Below are 26,626 nucleotides of genomic sequence, written 5' to 3' on the forward strand. Positions count from 1 at the left end.
GATCGTACCAATTCCAAACAACGAATCCTGGAAACTCGATGATTTTCTTCACCGTAGCCTCCAGGATTCAACCGATTGAGAAGCAAATTTCTAATTTTCTGCCGTTGCCAGTTCGGTGCTACCCCGTCCGCGTCTGCGGGTGAGAGCATTAAACAAAGCAAGTCCGATCGCTTTAATCAAGTTGCCTTCTAGCTCTTTGAACATTTCCATGTTCATGCCAAACGCATCGTTCGCTTCTTCAACAATTCGATCAGCCATCGCATCGTCGATCGCCATCGAATCGAGCCGAGCGCGATACTCTTTCTTGAAGGCTTTCTCGTCGGAGATGTGTTTGAACTCATAGAAGTTCGTGCCTTCTCCTTCAGTCAAATTCATGCCGTTTTGGGCAATCTTCTTGAGAATTTGACCGCCGGATAGGTCACCAATGTAGCGGGTGTAAGAGTGAGCAATCAGGAGTTCAGGATTGCTGCTGCCAACTTGGTGAATTCGTGCAACGTAGGATTGAGTCGCTCTCGAAGGAGCAACTTGCTCACGCCAGTTTTTGCCAAAATAATAAGCTAAATCTTGCTCTAGCGCTTCTTTACGTTCGAGTTCGGGGAAGTACACCTTTGACAAGATTGCATGGTCTTTGTGGCGGCGCATTTCCTCTTCCATTGCCGAATAAACAAAGTAAAAGTTTGCAACGAGCTTACGGTAGGACTCCTTTTCTACCGTTCCTTTTAGAAAACACGCGATGAAGCCTGTGTTCTCCGCCATTGTGTGAGCTTTCTTGGTTCCTTCGCGAAGTTTTGTTGCTAAATTGCTGCTCATTCTAAACTTCCCAACACTGTAAATTTAAGTGATTCGCTGGCGTTTGATGTTCGCTTGTGATCCCAAACCTTAGATTAAGTTCCTGAATCCAGTGCCCTTCAAAGCTTTGAACCCGGAATCGTACCCTAAATGCCAGAATCACCCTGTTGCGTTATTTACTAAGGTATGTCGAATTGATGAACGTTTTTATTACAAATTCTTACACAGGGCAGATGCTACATCGATTTTCAACCTTTTAACTTTCTCTAACTCATGCTGCAACAGGCTCTTACTTGGATTCAGAATTTTGGCGCGTTAGGTACGATCGTATTCATGGCTCTCTATGTTCTCGCTGCCGTTCTTTTCATTCCCGGAACGATTCTAACGCTCGGAGCGGGAGCCGTGTTTGGGGTGGTGTGGGGATCGATTTATGTGTTCGTTGGAGCGTCTTGCGGGGCGATCGCGGCGTTCTTGATTGGACGCTATTTGGCGCGGGGTTGGGTGACACAACGAATTGAAGGAAACCCAAAATTCAAAGCGATCGACGAGGCGGTGGCGGCATCGGGATTAAAAATCGTGATTTTGACTCGGTTATCGCCTGTGTTCCCGTTTACGTTGCTCAACTATGCGTTTGGAGTGACGCGGGTAACGCTGAGAGATTATGCGATCGGTTGTGTGGGCATGATTCCCGGCACTGTGATGTATGTGTATATCGGTTCGCTAGCGGGGAGTTTGGCAACGATCGGTACAACGCAATTGAGCCAAGAAGCACAATCGATGCAATGGGCAATTCGCATCGTCGGGTTGATTGCTACAGTGATTGTATCGGTGTATGTAACGCGAATTGCTCGAAAAGCATTGCAGGATAACGGTTTAGAACAGAATTAATCACATGAAAAACTCACTCATTTCTCCGATCGATGTTCACAATGAATTGCTGGTTTCTCGCGTTCATCCGCTCGATTGGAGCAATCCACAACCTGCGGAACGGTATGACCTAATCGTAATTGGTGCGGGGACGGCGGGTTTAGTGGTTGCTGCAGGAGCGGCAGGATTAGGAATTGGGTTGAAAGTTGCCTTAATTGAGAAGCATCTCATGGGCGGCGATTGTCTCAATGTCGGCTGTGTGCCGTCGAAAACAATGATTCGATCGTCTCGCGTGGTCGGAGAAATGCAGCAGGCGCGATCGTTCGGAGTGATGCCACCGGATCAAATTGAAGTCGATTTTGCAGCCGTGATGGAACGGGTGCGGCGAGTGCGAGCGGAAATCAGCGAGAACGATTCAGCCCAACGATTTCAAGAACTTGGAGTTGATGTATTTCTGGGTGAAGGGAAATTTTTGGATCGAGAGCAGATTGCGGTTGGCGATCAAATTCTTAGATTCAAAAAAGCTGTAATTGCTACGGGAGCGCGTGCCAGCCATCCCGATATTCCAGGATTGGCGGAAGCAGGATTTTTGACGAATGAAACGGTCTTTTCATTAACCGATCGCCCGAATCGATTAGCAATTATTGGCGGCGGTTCGATCGGCTGTGAAATGGCGCAAACTTTCCGACGTTTGGGATGTGAAGTCACGCTATTTCATAACAAAAATCGATTGCTCGATCGTGAAGATCCCGAAGCCGCAGAACTCCTACAGCAAGTGTTTCTAAAAGAGGGAATTCAGATTGTTTTTAATAGCTCGATCGATAAAGTTGAAAAAACTAATCAGGGAAAAGTCATTCACTTCAATTCACAGCAGACTACGGTTGATGAAATATTAGTTGGAGCGGGTCGATCGCCCAACGTAGAGCGATTAAATCTAGATGCGGCTGGCGTTAATTACAACAAAAAAGGCGTGAAAGTGAATGATTATTTGCAGACTACAAACCCACGAATTTATGCAGCAGGTGATATTTGTATGGGCTGGAAATATACTCATGCAGCCGATGCCGCAGCGCGAATTGTGATTAAAAATGCGTTCTTTTCACCGTTTGGATTAAGTCGATCGAAGCTCAGCAATTTAGTCATGCCCAGAGCTATTTACACTGATCCTGAAATTGCCCAAGTTGGACTGAGTGAAGCTCCAAACGCTGAAGTTATCAAGATTCCGTTAGAGCGAGTCGATCGCGCAATTGCAGATGAAGAAACCAACGGATTTGTCAAAATTTTGCACAAAAAAGGATCAGATCAAATTTTGGGAGCAACGATCGTCGCCCGTCACGCAGGCGAAATGATTAGCGAAATTACTTTGGCGATCGTCGGCAAACGCGGTTTAAACACCTTATCCAGCGTGATTCATCCTTATCCCACGCAAGCCGAAGCGATCAAAAAAGCCGCAGATGCTTATCGAAAAACCCTGCTTACGCCAAATAGTCAGAGACTTTTAGCATTCTTGACCAAACTTTCATAATCAGTTGAATCTGGGTAAGTTTTGTTAAGCTGAGAGCGCCTTAACCCACAACGATATGCAGCCCCTATTCAATCAGTCTGTCAAAGTCGAAACCCTGACCGTTGCGATCGACAATCTCCCTGCTCATTTAGATGGAACAAAACTCGTTCAACTTTCGGATTTACATTACGACGGCAAGCGTTTATCTGAGAAAGCGCTGAACCAAGCGATCGAGGCAACCAATCAAGCCGAAGCCGATCTTGTGGTGATCACAGGCGATTTTGTCACCGACGATCCGGCTCCAATCTATGAGTTAGCCAAGCGATTGAAACACGTAGAAGCGCGATCGGGCATCTATGGAATTTTGGGCAATCATGATTTGTACGGTCGCAACAGCAAGCAAATCATTACCGATGCCCTCGCACAAGTTGAAATTCAAGTGCTGTGGAATGAGGTCGCCTACCCGCTTGGCGAAGGACTTGCACTGGTTGGTCTAGCTGATTATTGGACAGGTGCATTTAAGCAAAAAGCAGGGGCGGTAATGGAGCAACTTCCCGCAGATTTGGCGCGGATTGTCCTCGCGCATAACCCTGACTGCGCCGATTCTCTGCAAAAATATCGCGTAGATCTACAGCTTTCGGGGCATAGCCACGGTGGACAAATCATTATTCCGGGAATTTTGAATGTCTCAGTTCTGTCTGCCTATTTGTACCGCAATCTACCTAAGCAAGTTCGGCATCGTATTCCTGTGTTAGCCGCTTGTTACCGCGTGATGAAACACTGGGAATGGGTGAAAGGCTTTCATCAAGTCGGAAATAATCGGCTGTATGTGAATCGCGGTTTAGGAACCTATTTTCCAGGGCGATTATTCTGTGCGCCAGAAGTGACAGTCATTACGCTAAAGCACAAAGCGGCTGAACTTGCTCAGGAAGAGAGCATGATGGTCAGCGCTGCACCATAGAAGCAACCTCTATTGCATTCGATCGATCGTTCGATACTGAATCGCTTCTGCAACATGATGCGCTTGTAACGTCTCGTCGCCTGCTAAATCTGCGATCGTTTTTGCCACTTTAAGGATGCGATCGCTCGCCCTCACCGATAATCCCAACCGTCGAATGGCATTTTCTAACAGCGATCGTGTTGTATCGTCAAGTTTGCACCACTGGCGTAAGTGAGCGCTCTGCATCTCGGCATTACAGCGCAGGGGAGTGTCTTTGAAGCGGAAAGCGGCGCGATCGCGGGCTTGTTGAACTCTAGCGCGTACCGTTGCTGAATCTTCTCCGGTGGGTTGCTGCGTAATTTCTTCGGGCTTTAGTCGATTCACCCCCACTTGCAGATCAATTCTGTCCATCAACGGGCCAGATAATCTCGCCCAATATTGCTCTCTTGCTCTCGGTGAACAAGTGCAAGGCTGCACTGTATCTGCATAAAATCCACAAGGACAAGGATTGGTACTGGCAACTAAGGTAAATTGCGCCGGAAAAGAAACCGATTGCCGGGTTCGAGAGATCGTCACGTTGCCATCTTCCAGCGGTTGCCTCAAAAACTCTAAAACATCGCGTCGAAATTCTGTTAATTCGTCCAGGAATAAAACGCCTCGATGTGCCAGCGAAATCTCACCCGGACGCGGAAACGTACCGCCGCCAACCAACGCCGCACCCGAAGCCGAATGATGCGGGCTGCGAAACGGACGATCGCCAATGAGTGATCCTTTATCTTTCAAGAGTCCCGCGACCGAGTGAATTTGAGTGACTTCTAACGCTTCTTCAAACTCCAGGGGCGGCATGATTCCAGGTAATCTTCGCGCCAGCATCGTTTTTCCACTGCCTGGAGGCCCAACAAAAATGAGGTTATGTCCGCCAGCCGCAGCAATTTCTAGCGCGCGTCTTGCATGGGCTTGACCTTTGACATCGCGCAAATCGGGAGCCGAAATTTGCATCTCAGCGATCTCAAGCGCGGTATCAATTTGAGCCGGAATGTAACCAATCGGATTGTTGAGAAACGCGCCGACTTCAGATAAATGCTTGAAGCCGTAAACGTTGAGATCCTTGACCACCGCCGCTTCTCGAACATTATCGGCAGGCACGACTAAATTAGAAATGCCAAGTTGTTTTGCGGCAGCCGCGATCGCCAAAACTCCTGCTACCGGACGCAAACTACCATCGAGCGACAGTCAAACGATTTAAGGAACAGTCAGAAAGGCGAAAAATCGCAAGAAAAAACCGTTCAAAATTTTGGCTCAGAAACGGCTGAGAACCTTGTAACGTATAGCTTTGAATCGGAACACGAACCTTATGTTTATATAAGAGATACAGACGGTTCCTGTTCCGATGTGAGGTTTGGCTCTGAAGCTTTTCGATCCTTCCTGGTAACGCTGCTGCCGAAGAACGGATCACGTGAAATTTGGTTCAAGTATGGACACGGTAAATTTTTTGTAGGCGACTGGCAAGAATCGGGACATTTTCCCCTGTACGCCACAAAAAAGACGGGTGAAGCCGCTTCTACTCGCGTCAAAACCGAGAAGGTTACAGAGGACGCTTACGCTTATCTCAGGGATCTTTCTGAAGCAGCGCTAGAGCCAAATGAAGACGGCGAACTCCCATCAGGTGGAATCTTCTACTTACCGACTCAGCCACAAGGACACGCAGGTAAAGAAGCTTGTGATTCAACTGATGATCTTCCTTGTGAGATGGATGCTGGCACCCAAGCCGAGCAGTTGGCAAAGTGGCAAGAATTCACCAGAATCACAGGGTTGATTCCCGCGTCTCTCCTTTCAAGCGGTGGCAAGAGCATACACGGGCACATCAAACTAACTGAGCATTACCCGATAGAGCAAGCTGACTACTTGCGTCGTCTGTTCATCTTAGGAATGAACGGTGATCACATCGTCGTCAGTAACCGCACTCAACCAATGAGAATCCCTGGATTCTTCCGTGTTGAGAAAGGAGCAGAACAAACGCTTCTCTTTAGCTCAAACGCTCGTTACACCTATGATCGGGTGTTAGAAGGTCTAACGGTCTGGTTTGCTCATATCGGCTATCCGATGCCAGACCGAATCTCGGATGATTGGTGGTCAGAGCTTAAACCAGCGCTCAAGTTAGCTGAGAAAGAGAGCGATCAAGAGCTTCTAGAATATCTGAACCAAGGGATCGACGCTTGGGAAGAGAACGAACGGCTGAAAGAGGAACAGAAGCTTAAAGAGCGTGAAGCTAGAAAAGCGCAACGCATCGCAAACGGCACTCAATCGAGTGACCTACTGAAAGCTTTTGAGAACTGCGTTAATAATGCTGATTCAAGTGATTTCGATTTACGCGATCACGGTTGGATCGGGAATCACAAAAAAGTCAGAGGATTCTGCACATTCCACGCTGGTACTACTAAATCTGCTTTCCTCTCGGAACATCACGGTAAATATTTTTTCCACTGTCCAACCTGCCTATCTAAGAAAGGTGAGTCCCTAGATCTTTTCACTTATTGGCTCAGCGATCTCAAGGGTCAGATCGTCACTGACTATCCAAAGGGTAAAGAATGGGTAGAACTGGCGAAAGAGTTTCTTGCTGATCACGGTGTTGTTTACGAAGAACCTGAGCGCACGATCACCCAAAAGATCACCGCTGCTTCAGCAGATGGATCGACCGTCGAAGAATCGATCGAAATCCCCTACACGAAAGAAGCTTGGATCGCCGCTAAAAATCAATCTGAGTATGATGCTTACCGAGAAACCGCAGAAGCACCGCTAGAGTTTGACGAATGGCTGAAGCAGAAGAAAGAAGCTTGGAGAGATGCCCAGATTCAAGCTGAATATACAGATTATTGCAAAACTGTAGAGAAGCCGCTCAAGTTTAAGAAGTGGCTGAAACAGCGCTCTACTGTTTGGGCACAGGGTCAAGGGTTTGAGGAGTGGAAACAGGCTCGAAAATTTACACCCAATCAAACGATCAATCAGCCGTTTATCGATCTTTCGACTCCTGAAGTTGGCACGATTGTAATTCTCAAGAGCGGACTGAACACTCGTAAAACACAGTACGCAACCGATACGATCGCTAAATCTGAGAACGGTTTTAACGCGATTCTTCCGACAAACTTCCTAGCTCTCCAGTTTGGCTCTAGAGCCTCAAAAAGCCTGTGGGAACACAAACCCTATCAACACGGCTTAGAGTTAGTTGAAGAAGCTTCTAAACTCAATCCTGACACCTATAAAACCGTTCACCTACGCTCGGATGAAGTTCGTAAAGCTCTCCGTACCGTAGGCTGTCCTGATAGCATTTGTAAACTGTCTCACAAACAACTGAAGGGTAAACCGTTCATTGTTGATGAAGTTGACGCAGTGCATGAAGCTTTTTTGAGTCGAGATACTGCGATTAAGCGTAATCGGTCTGAAGCTCAAGAGCGGTACGCTTATGCTCTCCAGAAATGCTCTTACGCGCTTCTGATGAGTGGTACAGCAAGCGATATCGATGTCAACTTGGTTAAAGCGCTTGCCCCTAACAAGAAGATCATCGTTATCGAGAACATCCATAAGCCTGTACAGCAGAAATTCATTCGACACGCAGCAGGATCGGGTACTTTATCGAAAGAGCTTGATAGAACTATCAGTAACCGTGAACCGTTCATTGTACTTGCTGATAACGCCCAGAAGCTTGAAGCGCTCCACCAAACGTTACAAGAAAAAAAGCTTAATGGGTACTGTCTCACCGCATCTAGCCAGAATGAACCGTGGGCTAAGAGTTTAACAGATGATGCAGATTTGTTTTTTGAAAAGAACAAAGTAGATTACTTCCTTGCATCTCCTACGATCGGAAGCGGTTTTAGTTGCAACATCGAAGGATATTTCAAGGCACAGTTCACCCCATTTGTGGGGCACAACTTGACCAACGGTCAAAAGCAATTTCTGATTAGATTCCGTGATCCTGAGATTATCCGCCACTACGAGACACCCTCGACAGCTAAAGACCGTTCTCAAGTCTCGCTTAAGCTAACAGCTTCTGAAGCGATGCAGGACATCATAAGCAGCTTGGAAGAGTACGCATCATCAGCGCTCGAAGGGGAAGCTCTATCGAGTCTTGAAGCTAAAGTGATGAATCTGATTAAAGACTTCAGAAAGAACGCATTCACAAAAGCTTTGAGCGAATCCACAGCCGTTGAGAATTTCGAGCGTCGTAATCTGGATCTTTGTCTGAAACACGCGCTAGAGCAAGAAGGGCACAAGGTAGAAGATTACAAAGTATCTGATGATCAATCGTCAGATGAGATCTCGGAATTAGAAGCGGATGTGAAAACCTGTAGAGAGATTCAGGAAATCGAACGCTTTAATAAGGTCGCGGCAGCGAAGTTAATCGATCAAGAGGAAGAAGAGACGATCACCTCGACGATGAACCCTACACCAGAGCAGAGAATCGCTAAAGAGCGCTATTCGCTTGAAATGAGATTCCCTGAAATCGGCAATACTGACTCCTGGAAAGAAAACGGAGGCGCATTTATCCGGCAAATCAGAGATGAAAATCTAGGAGAGAAGGCAACGCGCTACTACTTGTTCCAAAATCCTGAAGTGATCCAACCGAGGCAACGTAAGAAGATCGTCAAATGGGTAAACCAGAACGCGATTGATATTAATGACATCAAACGTGATGACACAATGATGATCCAAGCGTTGCAGCACGAAAGCTTCAAGCAATTGATTTCGCTGAAGAAAGTTTCAAAGGATTCACCAGAGCTTAAAGCGTTTATCGATTACTGCACACCCAAGATTCAAGACAAACTCAAGACCCAGATCGGCAAATCGTCACCTATGCGATTTTTTGGACGGGTGATCGAAAAGCTTGGATTCCAAACTGAGCGGGTGAAAGACGGAGGTAAATGGGTTTACGAAGTTTCAAACATCTGGGAGAGTAACGCAGCCGCACGTGACATCCTTCGTTGTGTTGAACAACGCTTCAAAAATAGCCTGAGTGATCCAGAAAATGACGCAGAAAAAACCGCTCAAAATTTTGACTCAAAAACGGCTGAATCCCTTGCCCAGTATGATTTTGAATCGGAACACGAGCCTTATGTTTATATAAGAGAAAACATTGGTTCCTGTTCCGATGATTTCGACTATTCAGAGGCAAATTATCAGGCGTTCATTCGGGATCTTGGTTTAACCGAACCACAACGAAAGGCACTCGAATCACTCCAAGCAGAACTGGCTAAATCAAACTATGCCCATGAAGAAGTAGAGAAGGCGCGATCATTTCTCCCTCGCAAATTGTGGAGTCTGCTAGAGTCTCCTCTAGCCACTGCCTAAAGTTCAGCAATGGGGAGCGCGTCTCACTCCCCCAAAACTTTTAGCATCTCATACCAAACAATCATGACCAAACTGAGAAAAGCAACATCTATCGGTTTTTGCTCTAAAAAATCTTTCGATTGGAAACGTCAAGACTTACAAAAGCTGACATCCAAACAGATCGAATCTTTAGCACTTCGCGTTGTGCCTCACAAACTGGCTATCGAGTTTTCCTATGACTGCGATTCGGATTTATATGATCGAGAGAGTTTTGAAGCCAAAGTACCGCATTGGCCTTACGATATGGAGTTTGCATTAAATCACACAGATACTAAGGCTTGGATCGCTGCTCAATCTATTGGTGTTTCTTCAAATGATTTGGCTATGTTCTATACAAACGCTGTAAAGCTTATTTGCCTCGCTGCTAGCTATTTATCCAACGTTGAGTAATAGCCGTCACCGCAACACTGGGGAGTGCGTATCACTCCCCTCTAAAAACCTCCCTACCACATCAAACCAACATGCTCGAATCTGCACTCCAAAAGCTCGAAAACGCTCGTCTACGTGACAAAATCGAGCATCTCACGAAACAACTAGAGCAAACGCAAACGCAAAATCAACAGTTAACCCGAAAGCTTGCACGATTGGAACATCAAGCGAAAGTCGAGAAATTTGACGCGATCGAGACTGCCTTAAAAAGTCTGATCGCATCTGGACATATTAGGCGCTGCGAACCTAACGAGAATTAGATAAATCGTATAACTCACGCAACCTCTAGAAGATTTCCTAGAGGTTGCTTTTGTATAAACTCTAGCGAAAAACTACGTTCTACGAATTTGCTACAATCGAGAAGTAATAAAGCGTTAGTCGTAGCAATGCCGACCGTCTTAAAAGATGAACTTAGAGTAAGAGTGTCAGCTAGTCAAAAGCGTACTTTTGCAGCGATCGCTAATCTACAAGGTTGTACGGTATCCGATCTATTACGAGAGTTTGTCACTGACAAGATCTCTAAGTATTCGGAGATTGATTCTCAAGCCAAAAGCAAAAGCCGCTCTCTAGTTCGTTGCTAGAGAAACGGCTTTCAAATGTTTAAACTTATTCGTTCGTGTGTTCCTAATGTACCAAAAAAATAGACCAACTAGATCACAACTTGAGAACTGGCTTTTGAATCCTAAAGCTATCTCTTGGGTTCAGGGCTATTGCCAGAATCGCTTTAGCGTGTCTGAAATACGGATCGCAATGCAGCATTTGATCGAGCGCTTACTACAGTTTGACGGTGACGAATCGATCGTAACGCCAGATAGTAGATTCTCATTCGGTGTGGATACTGCCAAGTGGCAATTGTGGGTAGTCGCTGATCTCATGGGAGTAGCACATATGCCCGATTACCCTGTGAGATTAGCTGACACGCTCGAATCCTCCCCAACTTCTAAGGGTTTCTTCAATAGCGCTCCTAATCGTTCCTCTAGTCCTGCTCAACAGGCAAAGCAACAGCGCAGCCTTAAGCAGTTCAAACGCTCTCAGAAAGTTCACACACGATGATTAATCTCGCAAACCCATTCAAACAAAAGGAAATCGACGTTATGACACTCGCAAGTTACGAAGCAGTTTTGAGCGATCGCACCAAAGCAATTCTAGAGTTGAATCGACAGAAGCAAGAGTTAGAAGCGCGAGAAGCTCGAAAGCTTGAACTGATTGGAGCTATCGAGCAAGCCTCACAGTTAATCGATGCGGCTGATTCGGATGCTCAGACAATCCAAGCTGATATCCAAGCAAAGCAGCGTGAGTTAGACGCGATCGAGAAATCGCTAACGAAGGAACAGCAGAAAGTTGCCAAGGATGCCGAAGCGATCCAAAAGCGGTTCCTTGAGAAAGCACAGAAGTTTAATCGGTTGATCGATGAAGCTGAATCGATCTGGAAAGAGCTAGGAGCGGAAATCTCCCAGACTGAAGCGATCACTTTCCGCGTTTGCTACGGAGTCAACAACCCGATCAATCTGGGTCAAGTGTTTGATTTCAAATTTAGCGATCTACCTTTATTTGGTAAACACGATAATAGCCCTCAGATCAACGCTGTGACACGCTACCAGGGGCATCCTAACGCACTCTAAACAAGTTCTCGCCACTGAAAACCTCTAGGCAGCCTAAGAAACTGCTAGAGGTTTTCTTATGTTTGTCTCAATCGTTGAAGCTCACGCTATCTCTAAAGCTTGCTCTTTTGTTTGGCACTGGCGAATGCTTTTGAATGCTGTCGATAAATTGTTCTCGTAAATGCGAGCAATCGTACTTCTTCAAAAGATTATCGATCGTTTGCATCTGTCGATCTGTCGATTGCTTCTGAAGCTTTTTGCCGATTAAATTAACTACTGAATCAATTTCACTCATTTGATAACTTCCCATTCGCTTCTTTCATTCTGTCGTAACTTAATCCCGTAAGATTCACAAATTCTCAACCCTAGCGCTAATTCTTGACTGTATCCACTGATTTTTAATAAAGTCTCAATCGCTTGTACCTTGGAAAACATCTTAAGTTTTCTCTTTCGTTTAATCCCTTCGCCTGATTCAATTTCATCAACGCTAAAGTCACTCACGCAGGCTAGAGCGTTCGATTTCAATAGCTCATCTTTCGGTAGCATTTCGCCAGTATCAAGATCAAGCAGGTGATCTATTCTGGCAAATGCGATTGATTGAAGCTCTCGGATTAATCGCGCTTCATCGATAACGATTTTTTCCTCTACTTGTCCTTTCAAATAGGATAAATAGGCTGAAATGCTAGGGTTTTTTAGAAGTTTGCAACCCTCAACGCCTGCGATCGTTCGCTTAGTCGCTTTGTATCCCGCTAAAACATAAGCATCTGTCGCGCTCTCTCCTTTGAAGATAGCCTCAGCAAATCGCCTTTGTTTCTGCGTAAGCTTACCGTCGAACACACTTAAGAAATTACTTTAGAACCTATCTACAGTTTAACTATCGGTTGTCTGTTGACTTCTCAATTGATGCTCTAATGCCGTTCTTTCGTTCATTTCATCTGCTTGCCTTTGTAAGGCTTCTAATTCTTTCTGAAGTTCGGTTGCTAGGTTGAAATTCATCACTACCGATCCATCGGATAAAGTTGTATTGAACTCACGAACATAGACAGACTCAACATCATCATGAGCGCTTAAGAATTCCTCCACAGCTTCGCTTAAGACCTTGCTAGGGAGCTTATCGAAAGACACAATTACATTCACATCCCAAACGACAGAGCGCTTACGCTTCACTGGCTTATTATTCGTAAGTGCAAAGTCTTGGTTTTCGCTAGGCTTACAAAAGATTTTACTAATCAAATCTCGATATATAAAATACTTTTGATCATCCGTGAGACGTTGCCAGAAGCGCTTATCTCGCAGCGCTCCTAAGATTCTCGCTTTAGTTTCTAATGGTAATTCCTCAGTTTGTTTCTCAAGAGTTAAACCTTTGATTTCGTTCGTGAGACGTTCGATCGCTAATGCTACCTCTGGCACATCTTTCTTTAATGGTTCTAATTTTTTGATTTCATCTTGTTTCTTCAAAATCTCAGGATTCACAGGAGATTCAATCGGCTTTTCTGCCATCTCTCGAAAGTCGATCGCAAACCGTTTGAGCTTGCCAACAATTTGATCTTCTATGTAGTCTGCTCGAATGTAATTGGATGTACCATTGACCCCGCTATTGCATGATCCTAAGTTTGCGCGTTGGCAATAGTAGTAATAGTAATCGCGATCTCTTCTTCCTGATGTACCCTTACCAGCTTTTGAGTAATAAAGATTTCGTCCGCACACCTCACACTTAACTAACCCCGATAAAGGGTGCTTGCGTATGTTTGAGGTGAAGCCATGACTCTCTTTATTCTCTTGAATAATTGCCTGAATTCGTTGGGATTCTTCCTCAGTGATCAAGCGCTGATCCTGATGAGTTCCCCAGAGAGGCTTTCGATTTTCTTCTGAATCATTGAAGTAGACTAAATGCCCTCTTAAGACGGGGTTTGTAATCCATTTTGCAAACCCAGAAGGTGATCTCTGAAATATACCTTCATTATCAAACCCAGAGTGTACCGTTCTACCTCTAGCTAGGGTTTGTATTCCATAGTTTCGATTGAATGCTCTAATGGTTTGTCTAATGCTTTTAATTTTTAAATAATTTTCAACTAAATAACGAGCGGCATCATATCGGCTTTTGCTGCATTCATTTTGATCGCCGTTCTTCCACTGCCTAAACTCATCTTCTGACCATTCAGAAGTGTCAATCATTGGAAAATCTTTAGGACGCTCCTCAAGTAAACATAAGAATGGTCTTTTGTCTAATTTGTGTCGTCTTGTTTCTACTTTTTTATTATCAATTTCTACAATTTCTTTATCTCCTTTGAGGTATCCAAAAGGTGGGTGCATAGCCTCTCTACGCTCTCTAAGCGCTTCCCAACCGTGTCTGGTACGATTGCTGATGTTATCTGCTTCGGTTTCAGCCATTGCGATGAACAGATTAAGCGCGATCGAAGATGTATCAACTGATGTATCTATCGCTTGATCAATCGCTCTCAAAATAACGCCGTTTTGCGCCATTTCGTCTTTCAAATCGTGCAAAACTTTAGCTCTACGAGAAAGCCGATCTACCCTTGTCACAACGATTTGATCGACCTTCTTATCTCTAACGTCTTGCCTCAGCTTCTCAAACTTCTTTCGCTTACCTGATGTGCCTGACGATATTTCGGTAATGATTTCGTTTGCGCCAGCTTCCTTGAGCCTTCTCGTTTGGTTGTCTAATGTGTGCGTACCGTTAGCCTGTTCAGTTTTTGATAAACGGACATAACCCACGATTCGCATAAGACCACATCTCAAGAACTACGATCGATATTCTGGCATCGTCTAATTATTTTGTGAATGTTTTTAGGGAACTCTAAACCCGTCCCTCAAACATCGACTGATGGAAGAATCACCGCTTGATCTAATGCTGCACTCCGAACCCGCGCTCGCGCCTATGCCGATTGAAGCTTGGGCGATCCTTCTGTTCATGCTTGGGCTAGTCGCTTGGTGTCTGTGGTCAGAATCGAAAGATTCTATCGATTAACTCTCACGCTCTCACTCAAGACTCAACAAAAGACCTTCTATAAACTTGTCTAATGATCTCTCGTTTGATGCCGAACTCCCTAATGATTATTCTCTTTTGTGAGAAATAATCGAAATTAGTCCAATCAGTTCATTTTTAGTCCTAACGTTCAAACTTTAGGCTTATCAATCGCTGTAACTCTTACGGTATGACAGTTTCAATATTCAAAATATCTAAGGAATGCTGCGTAGAGCGCAGAAGTCCTGAATATTTTTCGCAATTTTTTGGACATCTTATGGTTATAAATTCCAAACTGTATGGGGCTTTCAAGGTTCAAGGTGTGTTGATGAGGTTGGACTAATTTGTGATCGCTGGACTCAGCAACTTTGCTTTGTTATTTATAGGAAGAGATTATTGATTCAGCTTAAATTGAGTCTTAAAAGGGACATAAAGACGTTTACCCTCTATGTCCCCAATTGAGGAACTCAAATTAATTTTTCTATAGTTCTAATTTACGAGCCAGATTTGCGTGAAGAATCCACGGACTCTGGTTGGTTAAAACTGCTTCTGATGCCGCCATTAAGTCCTGCCTTGCTTTTTCTGCTAGTTGTTGAGCCACAACTTGCTGAGTTAACTGACTAACAGTACTACTCAATATGACTGCATAAAATTCCCTCAGGGTTTGCTGTCTTAAGTTCAATAAATGCGTGTTTGTTCCGATACCAGCTGCTTTATATGCATCTAATACAGTAAAGCGATTATCACCATCTAGATCTATTGGGCTTGCCACATGGAGCATGAAATAAATTAGAAATAGGTTAGCGCTCCATTTAAGCGAACATTGAAATTGATTAATAGTGGTGATAGTAGAGAGATCTACAGAAGCGCTCAAGCTAGCAGCTAAATCCGTTGCACCTAATAGACAAATCTCTGGTGGCAAAACTTTACCTGTCTGGTTAATACTTCTTGCTTCTAAGAAATTAAATGTCCCTGCGTAGCATTGCCCTAAAACGACAAGCGCAACCTCAATGTCTGTTAAAGACTTAATTACCTCAAGAAGGGGACATGGCTGAATGTCCGGTGAAGCCACGATCCCTGTAATACCACCATGACCTGTGACTACAACCACTAACTTCTTAAAGTTTCTGGAACACAACTCAACCTCTAACTGGGCTGTCTGATGGACTTGTATACCAGTAGGAAAGCTGTAGGCGTAGGCAAAATTAGAACCACTTGGTTGGTCAATGAATAAAAGAATGTTCTGCATTGGAAATTTTCTATGCAGTAGACATTGAACCCCAAAAGATATGTCACTTAAAAAGCGATCCTCATCAGAACCGCTTAAGAAAACCCAGATTGAATCAGAATCCAGAAGCTTCAAAGCCTATTGAAATTAGGAACTACAGAAGTAACAGTAACATCCTCTATCAGAATTTTCTCTTGAATCTCAAATGGTGTTGAAGTGTTAGAAGAAATGGGATCGCCATTTTTCTGAAGGAAGAAGAACTCTCGTTCACCAGTTCTTAAAATATAGTAAACATCGGGCTGATCCTTCACTTCAGCCCGATAAAGAGTGTACTTACCCATCCCAATCAAGCGTAGAACTTCGTCTGGAAGCTTGTGAAGATGGTCTTTCTTAATAGAGACGGTAGGAATCATATATTGTACTCCCCGCTCAGGGTTAGCGGTATCTTAATCCTATCTCAAGCAATCAATCTGTATATCACAGTGCATTCACTGCCATAAAATTTCATCAGAGCGTAGATAGATTCTAGTATTACCAGGGGGATACTGACTAACATCTTTTCTTTTTATGTCATTTTGGACTTAAATATAAAAACTATAAAATTATAAGAAATAGTTATCAAGCTTGATTAGAAACTCTCACTAATTGAATAAGCGTCATGCGGACTAATTTGAGAATTATCATTTTGGGTTGAGCATTCTTTCCCATAGAGAATTACCTTTTCTTCATTGGGGTGAAATTCAGCGCACCAAACGCCATCATTTAGCCAGACCTTGATCGGATGGGTGAAATCTGCGATCTCAAAACTCAAAGGTATCGCACCGATGACAGCTAAAGAATCATCTGAGGCAATTTCTCACGCCTAATCGATAGCTGACGCTTTAGAGACGGCATAAGAGGGAGCTGAAGGAGTAGGCTTTAGTAGGTTCCCTTGCAATGCTGAAGATGCTACAGAACTGCTTATGCTTCTCTGAGGATGCCCATCGCTTAAGAGGAGCTAGGCTTGATTTAAAACAAATCGTGCTGAACCTCATCCCCTTCATCGTCTTGATTATCAGTTCTCTCTGCACAGTAAGCGTTTGAAATCTTGCAATATTTACACTCGTGAAAGCTAGGGACTTTTCTAGCAGGATTAACTGAACTGACTAAACGAACAACTTCACGAAATTCCTGCTTGAAATTCTCATCAAGCATCATAGAAGAGATGTCAAAAATTTCATTCCCATAGACCAAGCGACCCTCCAACTTTTTATTGCGGCAGTGAACAGACCCACCTGAGAGAGGCAACAGTAACATGTAACATAAAACCTGCATGACATGATCGCTCTTCTGCCGACCTGTTTTACAGTCCTCAACTACAATTTCGTCACCTCGGATGGCAACTATATCAGCTTTGCCTGCAACTTTAGTCCGACCGTCTTTACCAATAATCGTAAACTTGTTTTGATCTTCAATGTAGACCGTGTAACCTTCAGACTCTAGCTGCCCAGCCCGTTCCTTGACTAATCGATCATGCTTTGCAAGCACAGCACTCATATCAGATTCGATTTTGTCAAATTTATGATTTGCCTGAAACCAAGCTGCCCATTGACAATGGTTACTACCAGCAAGCAACGGAGTCAGCCATGTCACCCAAATGTAAGGATCATCTCGTTTTTCTGCGGGTGATGGAGAATAAGAAGATACAGATAGAACCATAGGAGTGATGTGTTAATTGTGTCCTAGGCACATCTAAACAATGAAAAGCTATAGCAGCTACAAACTACTAGGGCTTTTCATTGTTTCTTGTTAAAAAAGTCACTTTAAACACTGAAACTTAGTCTAACCGTTTTAGTCTTAGTCGTCGTTTTCTAATTGGCAAAGTATTTGCCAAACCTGATCAGGGACTAAACCGATAGGAAACACTACTAAATTGTCATCCCCATACAGATGTTCTAATTGACACATTATAATTCCATGTAGGAGTTGAGCAGTTCTAATAAATTCCCATCTTTTTCCGTTGAAACGAAACAACGCGACTAGATAGGAATCAAAAACTACTGCATATTCAAAGTTATAGGGTGAAAGGGAAGTATCCGTCATCATTCCAGCATTCATTACTATTCTCTAAAGCTTAGGATAAATATGGTGAAAAGTTCACGTGACTTTAACCCAAAAGTTCGCTCTAGCTCCCTGAGAATGCCCTACAGCTTCTCTCTAATGCTGAGCGCTAACGATAATCGTTTTGTAAAAGTTCCCTCTAAAGCCTCTCTCTGACGATTTAAGCGATAGGGGTCTTTAGTGAGGTGTGTGCTTATAGAGAGTGACACACCCCCGATCTATAAGAGACATTTCTAGGGTGTGTGTCACCCTTTTCGATTCGCTACTAAAGGCTTAATGCTTTGAATCTGGACTAAAGAAGTAGTCTTTTCAGACATCCTCCAAAATAATCAGCCCGATCGCTGGAAAGAGCGATCGGGCTTTGTTGTTCACAGGCAATCATTTAGAGAGCCATCAGTCTGAATAGCTTATCCAGGGAACCAAATCCTAAATGAATTGGGCGATGAAATCGACTACGATCTTTGTCGCAGAATCGCAGAGGACAACATTAGATCCAATGACAACCAACTCATACTGACCCGGGATATTGAGGTATGTGTTCACTGTTTTAGGCAGAATCACTTTTTTAGCAATGCCAGGGGGCAAGCCTTTCCCACGAGCTAACCGCTTTTGAATTCCAGGGGGCAGGGAAGAAATTTGGCTGGCAACCAGATTGCGGGTGCTGACATTCAGAACCTCATTGCGTACTACTCTGCCACTGAGCAGCGCTGTCAACTGGGTTCGTTGTTCGGAAGAAAAAGAAGAAATTGTGGTGATTTGGGTAGAAGACGTAGTGGGCTGCACTAGGGTTGTCTGTTCACCTTTTTTGCCCTTGCTAGGTTTTGCCTCAGCAGCAGTAATGCACAAGCTGCTCAAAATGGCGGCTCCTAATAATACCGCCGTAAATTGTTTCCAAGTTGCCATAATTCTTTGCCTCAGCAATAAGGTGAATGATTTCAGGAGTGTTTGACTTGTTTAGAAACATCCTAAGAATTAACTACGCTCAAAGACACTACGTAGTTGGGATAGTTCCCTCTTTTTTAGTGATAATTACTGCTCAAAATTGTGATTTAAATCGTTTATTCTAGGTGCGGCTTGTGTTTGGTATGGTTATAGACGCTCGCACAAAAACATAGCTTAGCTAGAACCGCTCTAGCTACCTTGGCGATGCCCCCTAACGCCTCTCTAATGCTGAGCGCTAACGATAATCGTTTTGTAAAAGTTCTCTCTAATACCTCTCTTAGGCGATTTAAGCGATAGGGGTTCTTCAGTGAGTGTTTCTACTTGTTGTTGTGAGAGTGACAGACCCCTGATCTTATAAAGACGTTTCTAGGGGGTGTGTCACCCTTCTGTGATGTACCAGTTACGCTTGATCCGAGGTGCTGAGAGACAAGACAGGAAGCGCGTTCTTTTGTATGGGGAAATCTCGTTTCCCTCCCCGCTCAAAGCGTTATTAGCGTTAAGTTTCAGCGATTCACTCTGATCGAAACTTCTCGCTGATTTTTCGGCTCAAATTCTCCCAACTGCGAGGGCAAATAGTGTGACAATTTGAACTTAAACTAATAGGCCTCAAACAAAAGAAAAGACCCTTGGTAGTGGCTAGGGTCTATCGATTGAATTTCTACGATCGCTTTATCTTTTGACTCTTTTCTTAAGCTTGAAGCGTTTGATCCGCCTTTCGTGAATCTTTGGTAATGTCCTTTGAGTCACACGAATTAAGATGTCTTGATGCTCCGATCTGGTTGTTTGAATGACGGCAACAAACCTAGGGCGTTTACCGAAGCATTTTTGAGCGATGCTTACAATCTCGTCGAAGTTTTCTACAACGCAGTTGAAAGCCTCAGTGTTGTAGGTTTCTACCACCGCTCGCCCATATTTAGGAAATGTGCCGCAAATATCAGCAGTGATGAATTCTTGCAACGCTGGTGATAAACTTCGGCTGAACTCTAGAGCGCGTCTGTATGGTGCTGAAGTGTTAGTCATTGGGTAAAAAACTCATCTCGTTTAGTGTTACAAAACAACCCTTAGCGAGTGCCAAGGGTTCATCGAATGATTAGGACTATTGATCAGGTTGAAACTTCCCAAGCGCTGTAGTAAACCTCTTCAAGCGCTCCAGTTGCCTCATCTAATCTTTTGGCTAAGTCGCTCCTTTTGGGTACTGTTTGCGACTTCTGAAAGGTGAACGTAGCCAGTACATCGATCACTTCATGCAATGGTAAACCTGAATTTTGCGCGTGATAGTGAAGCGACAGCAATAGAGCATCTTTAGCAGAAGCGATCTCGGGATCTTGTGTTCCATCTTGAGCGGCAAACATTGGGGATCTCCTTAAATACTTTGGGTGAATGGGTGAGAGAACCACTGACTAAGACTTGAGAGGTTAGCCAGTGGCAGAAGCGTTAGAACGGAAGTAGATCCGCAAAGTGACAAGCCGTTCTAGTGGGCTTCACATACGCAGCATCACCCCAATCCGCCCTCGCTCTGAGTTGGCAGAGTCCATTCGAGTATTCACGGCATTGGGCGCAAGTTGAAGCTTTAGCGGTCGTCTGTGGTCTTTCGAGTGTCGTTTGATTTAACATTGGTTTGTCTCTTGTGTTTAGGGACTAAGGCAGTGCTTTAGATTGGTAGTCGGGGCACTGCCTTTTTGATTGGCTGATCTGCTTCCTCTCAGCCTGGTATCTTCGATACTCTGGCGAATCCTGTTCACCTGTCTCTTGAGCGGTTGTCTCTCCCCTCAACACTTACTAATGTACACTAATAGTTTACAGTATGTCAACTATTAGTTTTTAGTTTATAGTAGAACTGTCAACTAATGGTTTACACTTTGGAGTAAAGCAAATGACAGCTAAACTGATGAGAATTCGACAGATTCGAGAGACGGAAGTATCAGGACTAGGAGAGCGTATCAAGCAAGCTCGATTAGATATCGCTGCAACTAAATCTCTAGAGGAAATCTGTAGAGAGGTCGGAGTATCCCGTACCTATTGGTACGACTTAGAGAAGGAAACTCTTAAAGGGACTTTAGCGATCGAGAATTTGCGTAAGATTGAATCAGCGCTTGGGATCGATTTTGGGGTGAGTTTCGATGAACTGGCAGAAGCAGAGGTAAAAGCCAATGGCTGAATCATTCGAGAAGCAAACGCTTAAAACGTTGGTTGAACTACTTGCCAGTATGAGAGACAACGATCAGCGCAATTTTGATCGGGTCACAGCTTCAATCGACACGCTGACGCTAAATATCTCGCAACTGGCAGCGCAACAGAGATCTACGGCTGCAAATATCGAAAGTCTCACCCAAGCTATTCGAGAGCAGAGTCAATCGATCAATAATCACTTACTGGTAGCTCAGTCGCAATCTGCCAATATTGCAGAGTTAACAAAACTTGCGACCGCTCTAGCAGCTCGTAGTAGTCAGTAGGAGGTGAACCAAATGAATGAAGAATTAAACAAACGTATTCAAGGGTTTTTGGATGCTTTTGAAGGTGTTTTTGATGTTGATTGGGATTACACAAAAAACCTCATCTTAGACGAAGATTTTATTGATCCCAGTGGGACTTTTATTAACCCTTTTCCAGGTGAACATTTTACGGGCGGTAAAGGCGACAATTGGGGTAATCGTTCAAGTTTATTGAGCGCATACCGTGAGCTTAAAGCTTTTGCTACAAGCGAAGGCATCTACGATCCTGATGCTGCACCGTGGAATCAATGACTCTGTAGAACCATACCCCTAGACCGCTCTGAAGCACACCCAAAAGAAAACCTCCTTAGATTTGCTCTAGGGAGGTTCTTTAGTTTCTGCCACCGTCTTATTTATTTTTCTTGCTGATTTTGATTTTCTTCATGCCTATCGATCACAGTCTCAAAAATCCTCCGAAGCTTTTCTTCTTTAGAGTACCGATGAGAAGTTCTGTCCACACATAAACGCAGCCCCTCATCTGAGACTTTGGATAGGACAACCAGATCTAACCAAGAAAAACCGTTCTCATCTTCTGTTTTATGCTCAAATGTTTTTGCACCTGGATATTTGGTTTTCAAAAGCTCTACAATTTCTTGCTCTCGGTTCTGAAGTGTCTTAAACCCGTTTTCATAAATCGCTCTATAGTGTTCGACTTGTTCTTTAAGGTCTATGTATCGATTGACGGTTTCTAAATCCTCAGCATCTAAGGAAACGCAATTGTTACCGCTTTCGTTTTGCTTTGGAGTCCCTTCTATCGAATCCTCATTAGAATCCTCTACTGTCATTGCTTCAGACCTCCTTTAGTTCGCTCTCAGGATAGTCCGATCATCTGTTCTCTAGCCACAGTAAAGCTAATGTGCAATTTCTAACGCTTAGCGGGTGATCTTGTCCTAGACTCAAAGACGAGCTTTCACAACAAAAACGGTACATTCCGTCACCTGGAAATGTCCGATAGTCAAACCTCTTTTCATATCCTTATATGATTTGGCAAATAGTTCAGGAGTAGGTACAAAATAACGATGTACATGAATCACTTTTAAGTATTCATCAGCATCATTTAGACATCTCTCCATAAAATCTGTGTCTAATTCACCACCGGCTGTAGCGGTGAACTTTTCAATATCAATCTCATTCCAGTTTATTTGTAAGGTAGATCCAATCTCAGGAACTTCACCATAGAACTTACCATATCCACTAGCCTCCCCCGGAACGTTATTTTTCAGAAGAAATGCAAAAAATCTAGCCTCGTCATCAACTAACGAGATCTGGCAAAGCGTAGCCATACCTTAACACCCTAATCCCTTTTCTTAGCTGTTCATCACAATAAGGTTGATCAGTGTATTAACGCTACAGTACTGGCAAAGTAAAAACCCTAACGGTTATTCGCTAGGGTTTGCTGTTGTTTGAGGCTTTAGGCTTGTTAAGCCCATTCATCATCTGGGATTGGTGTTTCATCCTCTGCCGTCTCTTCAGTGGGTTGTGTTGGCTCTGAAGACTGAGCAGAAGAACTGTCTACAGTGTTTGGTTTGGGTGAGCCGAATATTGAAGGTCTACCTTCCCGATACTCTGCATAGAGGGCTAAAGCGTTTAGAACCGTAGCGGGAAAGTCGTCTCTAAGCTCTGGCGCTGCTTTCCAAACACGCTCGATCAAAGCGGCTAATCTCTCGGTTACTCTTAAGCGAATCGTAGGACTAGGCATTAGTTAAGACCTCCATTGATGCGGATCAATTGTTGCATCACTAGGCAGGTTTGAAAGTCAGGCTGATCGAACACTTCGATTGAATGCTTCTCACCCCATTTAGAAAGCTGTTCATCCGACAAAGTTAGACGCATCAGTGCGGCTCCCCCTCCTACCAGTGCGATTCTAGAAGTCTGTTCATCCTCACTCGAAAATCGAATCTCAGTACGAACCGCCAGCGCTGCATCTTCGATCCGAGTCTTCAGCACCTTTAGATGATTCTTAAGCAATGGCTTTAGGTCAATCTTTCGTAATTCGGTAACACCCTCGCTTAGTTTTGCGCTCAGACGCTCTACGCTTGGGGGTGCTGATGCGCCAGAGTCTTTCACTTTGGCTAGGAATGCAGGATCGTTTAAGAGGGATTTTAATACCAGATTGCAACCTCCCTGATCGCCTCCCATTAATGGCACGTTCACAACTTCACCAGATCGGTTTCTGTATGCGGCAAGGATCGTACCGAAACCGATATCGATCAGACCGTTGAATTCTGAAACCGATTTAAGAAGTACCGCACCTTCAAACTCAGTCCGAATCGAATCAAACGCGATTCTATAGCTCTTTCCTTTGACGGTGAAACCATCTGAAAGCGGTTTTACTTCTGCTTGAATCTGCTTGCTTAGGGTATCACTGGCGAATGGAGAGGAGACGATTAGAGAGCAACTCAAATCACTAGATAGAATCTGCCCTTCTGCAATCTTTTGGATCACTTGTGCAATTGCAACCGATAGATCCTTTACCTTGTCACCTTGGCTTAAAGGAGTGCTGACACTGCCCACAGTCATCGAAATCGCATCGTCACCGCACACATAAGCGGACTTACCAATCTGAATCATTCCGTTTGCTTCTACCCTGCGGATCACGCTCGGAATTTTGAACGGTTCCAAGGGGACACCATTTACACTCACTGCCACCTTTGTTCCAGAGTTGCCACGGTCGATCGCTAGGAGCAGGTGATCAGGAGTGGTCTGATTCACTTTGATCGGGTTTTGTTCAGTCGTCAAAATCATCGTTTTTACCTCTTTGTGGAATTGTTTGTTTTTGTGGGCTGTTTGTAGGCTTTGCATAGGTCTATTGTAGCACAACGCAAAACTTGATGCAGGCTGTTTGTAGGCTATTTGTTCACAACAAAACCATCTAAAAACACTCTAGAAACCTCAAGAAATGCCATAGTTTTCTATTGCTTAATCGATAGAATAAGCCTTATCTTCTAACATTAATTAGAGGTATTTATAGAAGCCTAAAGACATCAAAGACACTAAAGACAAAATCTAAAGACAAAGACAAAAGACAAGCCAGAGACACGAAAGACACTGTCTTTAGCCTGTCTTTAGGGGTTCGGGAAGTTGTCTTTTTTGTCTTTTTGTCTTCAGCGTTTGTTGTTAATTGTTGGATGAAAGCTCTAACATCCTGCTAAACATTTGAATTTCGCTTGAATAACTCTCTAAATATTCACAAACGACATAAGGGCAGTCTTTACGCGATTTGGATCGGTAGCGTGTCGGAAACTGCATAATTTCGCCTCTCACGCGCCAGAGATGACCATTCCAAGGGAAGCACTCACCCTTAGACGGTCTGGTGTTGAATCCAAGCAAAAATTGTCCTTGCGTATTGGCTAAGTCGATCGCGCTCATTTGATTCGCGATTGCATCTGGCAACTGAAACGAGCAGAGAATCCATAAGCGAGGTTGCTTGACCGTGACGCGATTGTGAACGCGAGCCTTATGCACTGCTTCTGAGAAATCCATTGTTTGATCCTTTGATATGGCTAAAGGGAAGCGGTAAACTTCCCTAGTTTTTAGAAGTCGTAATCTGCGATTGAATACTTACCGTCAGCCTCAGAAAGGATCTGAGCTTTCACAAGCGAATCGAGTAAATCCTTTATCCTGTCGGTTGTGAACCTTGAATCATCCTTGAGCTTGCGAATGCTTTGCTTCACATCATTCGGCTTGAATGATTTATCCGATCTAGCTGCCATCCAATCAACGATCCGTGTCGCAAGTTCCACTGATTGAGGCTTCCACTGTGGGAAAGTCTCAGTAATCATCGTGCGATAGGAAGTCACTTCATCAGCCGTATCTGAATCAATATCAAGCTGTGGTTCTGCGCTAGGAGCGTTATAAAGCCGCTCTAAGTCTTGAGCAGTTGCAATCGGTTTGTGTTCGATAATCTCGCTCGGCGTTGCTTCTGATGCCAGAGAAACCAGTTGCGAGATGTCAGCAACCTTGCCGTCAATCAAACAGGGTCGATCGTACTTTGAGATATCAAGCGCCCATTCTTTAGATTGAGCCTCAGCAAAGCCTTTGAGATAGACGTAACTCAAGTTATCTCGTAGACTGCCTTCTCCCTCGATTCCGAGCGTTTTAACCTCTGATCCTTGAGCAAGTAGAATCAGCCTGATCTTGCTCGTTCTACCTGCTCGGATGATGAACTTTAGATCCTTGACGACATCCAAACCTAAATCCTTGCATCCAGAAACGAAGGTCGGTACTTCATCCAGGATCACGTTGACGGGCATGAAATCATCCTTGCCAGTTCGATTCATTTGGTCTTCACGCTGCTTAACCAACGTTGTCAAACCTTCGAGATTTGCCGCGATCGCGTGGAAGTCATATGGCAACCCGATCACCTGCATTCCGATGAAATCCTTCGGTTTCTTTTTAGGAGTGATCACCAGCGTTGATCCATTCAAGAACCGACCCAACCGCTCTGCTAGATAAGATTTACCTGCGCCAGTCTTGCCCAATAGAAACAAATGTGGGTAATCGTCGTAATGGGTGTTTAACAAGTTCCAATCGAATAGCTTTGATTCTGGTGACGCGATAGGCAAGACGAAAGGCTGATCCGCTTGCTTCTGCGCTGGAGTGTCGATCGCTGCTAGTTGAGTATTGGGTGAGGGTTGATATTTTGGAGTCTCTACTCTGGGTGCGGTTGGTTCTGTTGACTGATAGAGCGTATCAAACGTGAAATCCTGTGTCTCTGCCACGATCGAGCGTCCTAAGTTTTCCGCTTCGATTTTTGCTTTTACGATTTGCTCAAACGTCCGCACGATATCGTGATCGAGTTCGCTAGACATCCCCAGAGATGCCCGTTGCTGATACTGATGAGTGAATGCGCCTAGTAAATCGTCGTAACACTCGATCAGCGCTTCTTTAGGCATTCCACGCTTAGCCAGCGCATATATAAGTTTGAGTAGTTCTGGGCACGATTTGAGCAATAAGTATTCTGCTTCTCGGATGCTTTGCTCCTGTGCGGATTGCTGAGCGATGAAATAGTTATAAACGGCAGCCGCAATCGGTAGAATTGCCGTAAGTCCAATCCCCACGGTTGCAGCCGTAGCCAATCCAGCACCCGCGCCAATAAAAGCGCTCATGTATGCAACGTTTTTACTATTTGCAGCAGTGCGATCGAGATCTCGCACCCACGGTCTAAGATTTTGCACCGCATCTTCTGATGACATCCCCAACTCTAAAACCATGTGACCTAACACTGATTCATCCTTGTCTGGGTAGGTCCGATCGGCTGCATTCTTGCCGTAACGCGATAAACTTGACATCGTTCTTGCACCTCATTGGTAAGGACAAAAGCGCGATCACACTCTTTGCTGGACTGAGATCGCGCTTTTTGGTTG

General features: G+C 44.3%; 26 protein-coding genes and 1 pseudogene. 11 read left to right on the plus strand and 16 right to left on the minus strand.

Going from position 1 to position 26,626, the window contains the following annotated elements; translation table 11 throughout:
- Window positions 1-90: 90 nt before the first annotated feature.
- On the minus strand, window positions 91-810 hold the full coding sequence (locus H6F51_21335) for a heme oxygenase (biliverdin-producing) (protein MBD1825016.1): 720 nt from the start codon (window positions 808-810) through the stop codon (window positions 91-93).
- A 252-nt stretch (window positions 811-1,062) separates the two neighbouring features.
- On the opposite strand from H6F51_21335, the gene H6F51_21340 reads away from it, so the two are divergent.
- Genes H6F51_21340 through H6F51_21350 form a run of 3 tightly spaced genes read left to right on the plus strand, consistent with a single transcriptional unit; the run spans window position 1,063 to window position 4,121 of the window.
- Window positions 1,063-1,677: a TVP38/TMEM64 family protein gene (locus H6F51_21340; GenBank protein MBD1825017.1), complete on the plus strand. Its 615-nt coding sequence runs from the start codon at window positions 1,063-1,065 to the stop codon at window positions 1,675-1,677.
- Window positions 1,678-1,681: 4 nt separating this feature from the next.
- The gene (locus H6F51_21345) at window positions 1,682-3,181 is read left to right on the plus strand and encodes a mercuric reductase (protein ID MBD1825018.1); all 1,500 of its coding nucleotides are present in this window, start codon (window positions 1,682-1,684) and stop codon (window positions 3,179-3,181) included.
- A 55-nt stretch (window positions 3,182-3,236) separates the two neighbouring features.
- Window positions 3,237-4,121, plus strand: a complete 885-nt coding sequence (locus H6F51_21350; GenBank protein ID MBD1825019.1) for a metallophosphoesterase — start codon at window positions 3,237-3,239, stop codon at window positions 4,119-4,121.
- Window positions 4,122-4,130: 9 nt separating this feature from the next.
- Here the strand turns inward: H6F51_21350 and H6F51_21355 are convergent.
- Window positions 4,131-5,333 (minus strand): annotated as a pseudogene (locus H6F51_21355) (YifB family Mg chelatase-like AAA ATPase).
- Between the two features lie 159 nt (window positions 5,334-5,492).
- Here H6F51_21355 and H6F51_21360 point away from each other — a divergent pair.
- The 5 genes from H6F51_21360 to H6F51_21380 all read left to right on the plus strand — a co-directional run bounded on the left by H6F51_21360 (window position 5,493) and on the right by H6F51_21380 (window position 11,533).
- Entirely contained in the window at window positions 5,493-9,443 is a 3,951-nt protein-coding gene (locus H6F51_21360; protein MBD1825020.1) for a hypothetical protein, read from the plus strand.
- A gap of 63 nt (window positions 9,444-9,506) precedes the next feature.
- Window positions 9,507-9,872 (plus strand): hypothetical protein, encoded by a 366-nt coding sequence (locus H6F51_21365; GenBank protein ID MBD1825021.1) that lies wholly within the window; start codon window positions 9,507-9,509, stop codon window positions 9,870-9,872.
- 71 nt (window positions 9,873-9,943) lie between these two features.
- On the plus strand, window positions 9,944-10,171 hold the full coding sequence (locus H6F51_21370; protein ID MBD1825022.1) for a hypothetical protein: 228 nt from the start codon (window positions 9,944-9,946) through the stop codon (window positions 10,169-10,171).
- Between the two features lie 415 nt (window positions 10,172-10,586).
- On the plus strand, window positions 10,587-10,964 hold the full coding sequence (locus tag H6F51_21375; protein MBD1825023.1) for a hypothetical protein: 378 nt from the start codon (window positions 10,587-10,589) through the stop codon (window positions 10,962-10,964).
- Window positions 10,965-11,005: 41 nt separating this feature from the next.
- Window positions 11,006-11,533 (plus strand): hypothetical protein, encoded by a 528-nt coding sequence (locus H6F51_21380; protein ID MBD1825024.1) that lies wholly within the window; start codon window positions 11,006-11,008, stop codon window positions 11,531-11,533.
- 270 nt (window positions 11,534-11,803) lie between these two features.
- Here the strand turns inward: H6F51_21380 and H6F51_21385 are convergent, their stop codons facing one another.
- The 8 genes from H6F51_21385 to H6F51_21420 all read right to left on the minus strand — a co-directional run bounded on the left by H6F51_21385 (window position 11,804) and on the right by H6F51_21420 (window position 20,382).
- The gene (locus H6F51_21385) at window positions 11,804-12,349 is read right to left on the minus strand and encodes a terminase small subunit (GenBank protein MBD1825025.1); all 546 of its coding nucleotides are present in this window, start codon (window positions 12,347-12,349) and stop codon (window positions 11,804-11,806) included.
- A 33-nt stretch (window positions 12,350-12,382) separates the two neighbouring features.
- Window positions 12,383-14,257 carry a recombinase family protein gene (locus tag H6F51_21390; GenBank protein ID MBD1825026.1) on the minus strand — a complete coding sequence of 625 codons (1,875 nt, stop codon included), beginning with the start codon at window positions 14,255-14,257 and terminating at the stop codon, window positions 12,383-12,385.
- A gap of 722 nt (window positions 14,258-14,979) precedes the next feature.
- Entirely contained in the window at window positions 14,980-15,861 is an 882-nt protein-coding gene (locus H6F51_21395; protein MBD1825027.1) for a hypothetical protein, read from the minus strand.
- Window positions 15,858-16,139 carry a hypothetical protein gene (locus H6F51_21400; protein MBD1825028.1) on the minus strand — a complete coding sequence of 94 codons (282 nt, stop codon included), beginning with the start codon at window positions 16,137-16,139 and terminating at the stop codon, window positions 15,858-15,860. The genes H6F51_21395 and H6F51_21400 overlap by 4 nt, the downstream gene beginning before the upstream one ends.
- A 595-nt stretch (window positions 16,140-16,734) precedes the next feature.
- Entirely contained in the window at window positions 16,735-17,424 is a 690-nt protein-coding gene (locus H6F51_21405) for a Dna2/Cas4 domain-containing protein (GenBank protein ID MBD1825029.1), read from the minus strand.
- Window positions 17,425-18,252: 828 nt separating this feature from the next.
- The gene (locus H6F51_21410; GenBank protein ID MBD1825030.1) at window positions 18,253-18,729 is read right to left on the minus strand and encodes a hypothetical protein; all 477 of its coding nucleotides are present in this window, start codon (window positions 18,727-18,729) and stop codon (window positions 18,253-18,255) included.
- A gap of 1,142 nt (window positions 18,730-19,871) precedes the next feature.
- On the minus strand, window positions 19,872-20,120 hold the full coding sequence (locus H6F51_21415) for a hypothetical protein (GenBank protein MBD1825031.1): 249 nt from the start codon (window positions 20,118-20,120) through the stop codon (window positions 19,872-19,874).
- An 82-nt stretch (window positions 20,121-20,202) separates the two neighbouring features.
- Window positions 20,203-20,382: a hypothetical protein gene (locus H6F51_21420; protein MBD1825032.1), complete on the minus strand. Its 180-nt coding sequence runs from the start codon at window positions 20,380-20,382 to the stop codon at window positions 20,203-20,205.
- Between the two features lie 274 nt (window positions 20,383-20,656).
- On the opposite strand from H6F51_21420, the gene H6F51_21425 reads away from it, so the two are divergent.
- From H6F51_21425 to H6F51_21435, 3 genes are read left to right on the plus strand one after another with little or no spacing between them, the layout of a single operon-like run.
- Window positions 20,657-20,926 (plus strand): helix-turn-helix transcriptional regulator, encoded by a 270-nt coding sequence (locus tag H6F51_21425; GenBank protein ID MBD1825033.1) that lies wholly within the window; start codon window positions 20,657-20,659, stop codon window positions 20,924-20,926.
- Complete coding sequence (locus H6F51_21430) at window positions 20,919-21,221, plus strand: hypothetical protein (protein MBD1825034.1); 303 nt, start codon at window positions 20,919-20,921, stop codon at window positions 21,219-21,221. The genes H6F51_21425 and H6F51_21430 overlap by 8 nt, the downstream gene beginning before the upstream one ends.
- 12 nt (window positions 21,222-21,233) lie before the next feature.
- Window positions 21,234-21,512 (plus strand): hypothetical protein, encoded by a 279-nt coding sequence (locus tag H6F51_21435; GenBank protein MBD1825035.1) that lies wholly within the window; start codon window positions 21,234-21,236, stop codon window positions 21,510-21,512.
- 101 nt (window positions 21,513-21,613) lie between these two features.
- Here the strand turns inward: H6F51_21435 and H6F51_21440 are convergent, their stop codons facing one another.
- The 6 genes from H6F51_21440 to H6F51_21465 all read right to left on the minus strand — a co-directional run bounded on the left by H6F51_21440 (window position 21,614) and on the right by H6F51_21465 (window position 26,551).
- Window positions 21,614-22,045: a hypothetical protein gene (locus H6F51_21440; protein ID MBD1825036.1), complete on the minus strand. Its 432-nt coding sequence runs from the start codon at window positions 22,043-22,045 to the stop codon at window positions 21,614-21,616.
- Window positions 22,046-22,156: 111 nt separating this feature from the next.
- Entirely contained in the window at window positions 22,157-22,543 is a 387-nt protein-coding gene (locus H6F51_21445; GenBank protein MBD1825037.1) for a hypothetical protein, read from the minus strand.
- A gap of 137 nt (window positions 22,544-22,680) precedes the next feature.
- Window positions 22,681-22,959 carry a hypothetical protein gene (locus H6F51_21450; protein MBD1825038.1) on the minus strand — a complete coding sequence of 93 codons (279 nt, stop codon included), beginning with the start codon at window positions 22,957-22,959 and terminating at the stop codon, window positions 22,681-22,683.
- Window positions 22,959-24,005, minus strand: a complete 1,047-nt coding sequence (locus tag H6F51_21455; protein MBD1825039.1) for a hypothetical protein — start codon at window positions 24,003-24,005, stop codon at window positions 22,959-22,961. Before H6F51_21455 ends, H6F51_21450 begins: the two co-directional genes overlap by 1 nt.
- A 372-nt stretch (window positions 24,006-24,377) precedes the next feature.
- On the minus strand, window positions 24,378-24,743 hold the full coding sequence (locus H6F51_21460) for a hypothetical protein (protein ID MBD1825040.1): 366 nt from the start codon (window positions 24,741-24,743) through the stop codon (window positions 24,378-24,380).
- Window positions 24,744-24,793: 50 nt separating this feature from the next.
- Complete coding sequence (locus tag H6F51_21465) at window positions 24,794-26,551, minus strand: hypothetical protein (GenBank protein MBD1825041.1); 1,758 nt, start codon at window positions 26,549-26,551, stop codon at window positions 24,794-24,796.
- Between the last annotated feature and the right edge of the window lie 75 nt (window positions 26,552-26,626).

Source organism: Cyanobacteria bacterium FACHB-DQ100 (assembly GCA_014695195.1).
In the GTDB taxonomy this organism is placed as follows: domain Bacteria; phylum Cyanobacteriota; class Cyanobacteriia; order Leptolyngbyales; family Leptolyngbyaceae; genus Leptolyngbya.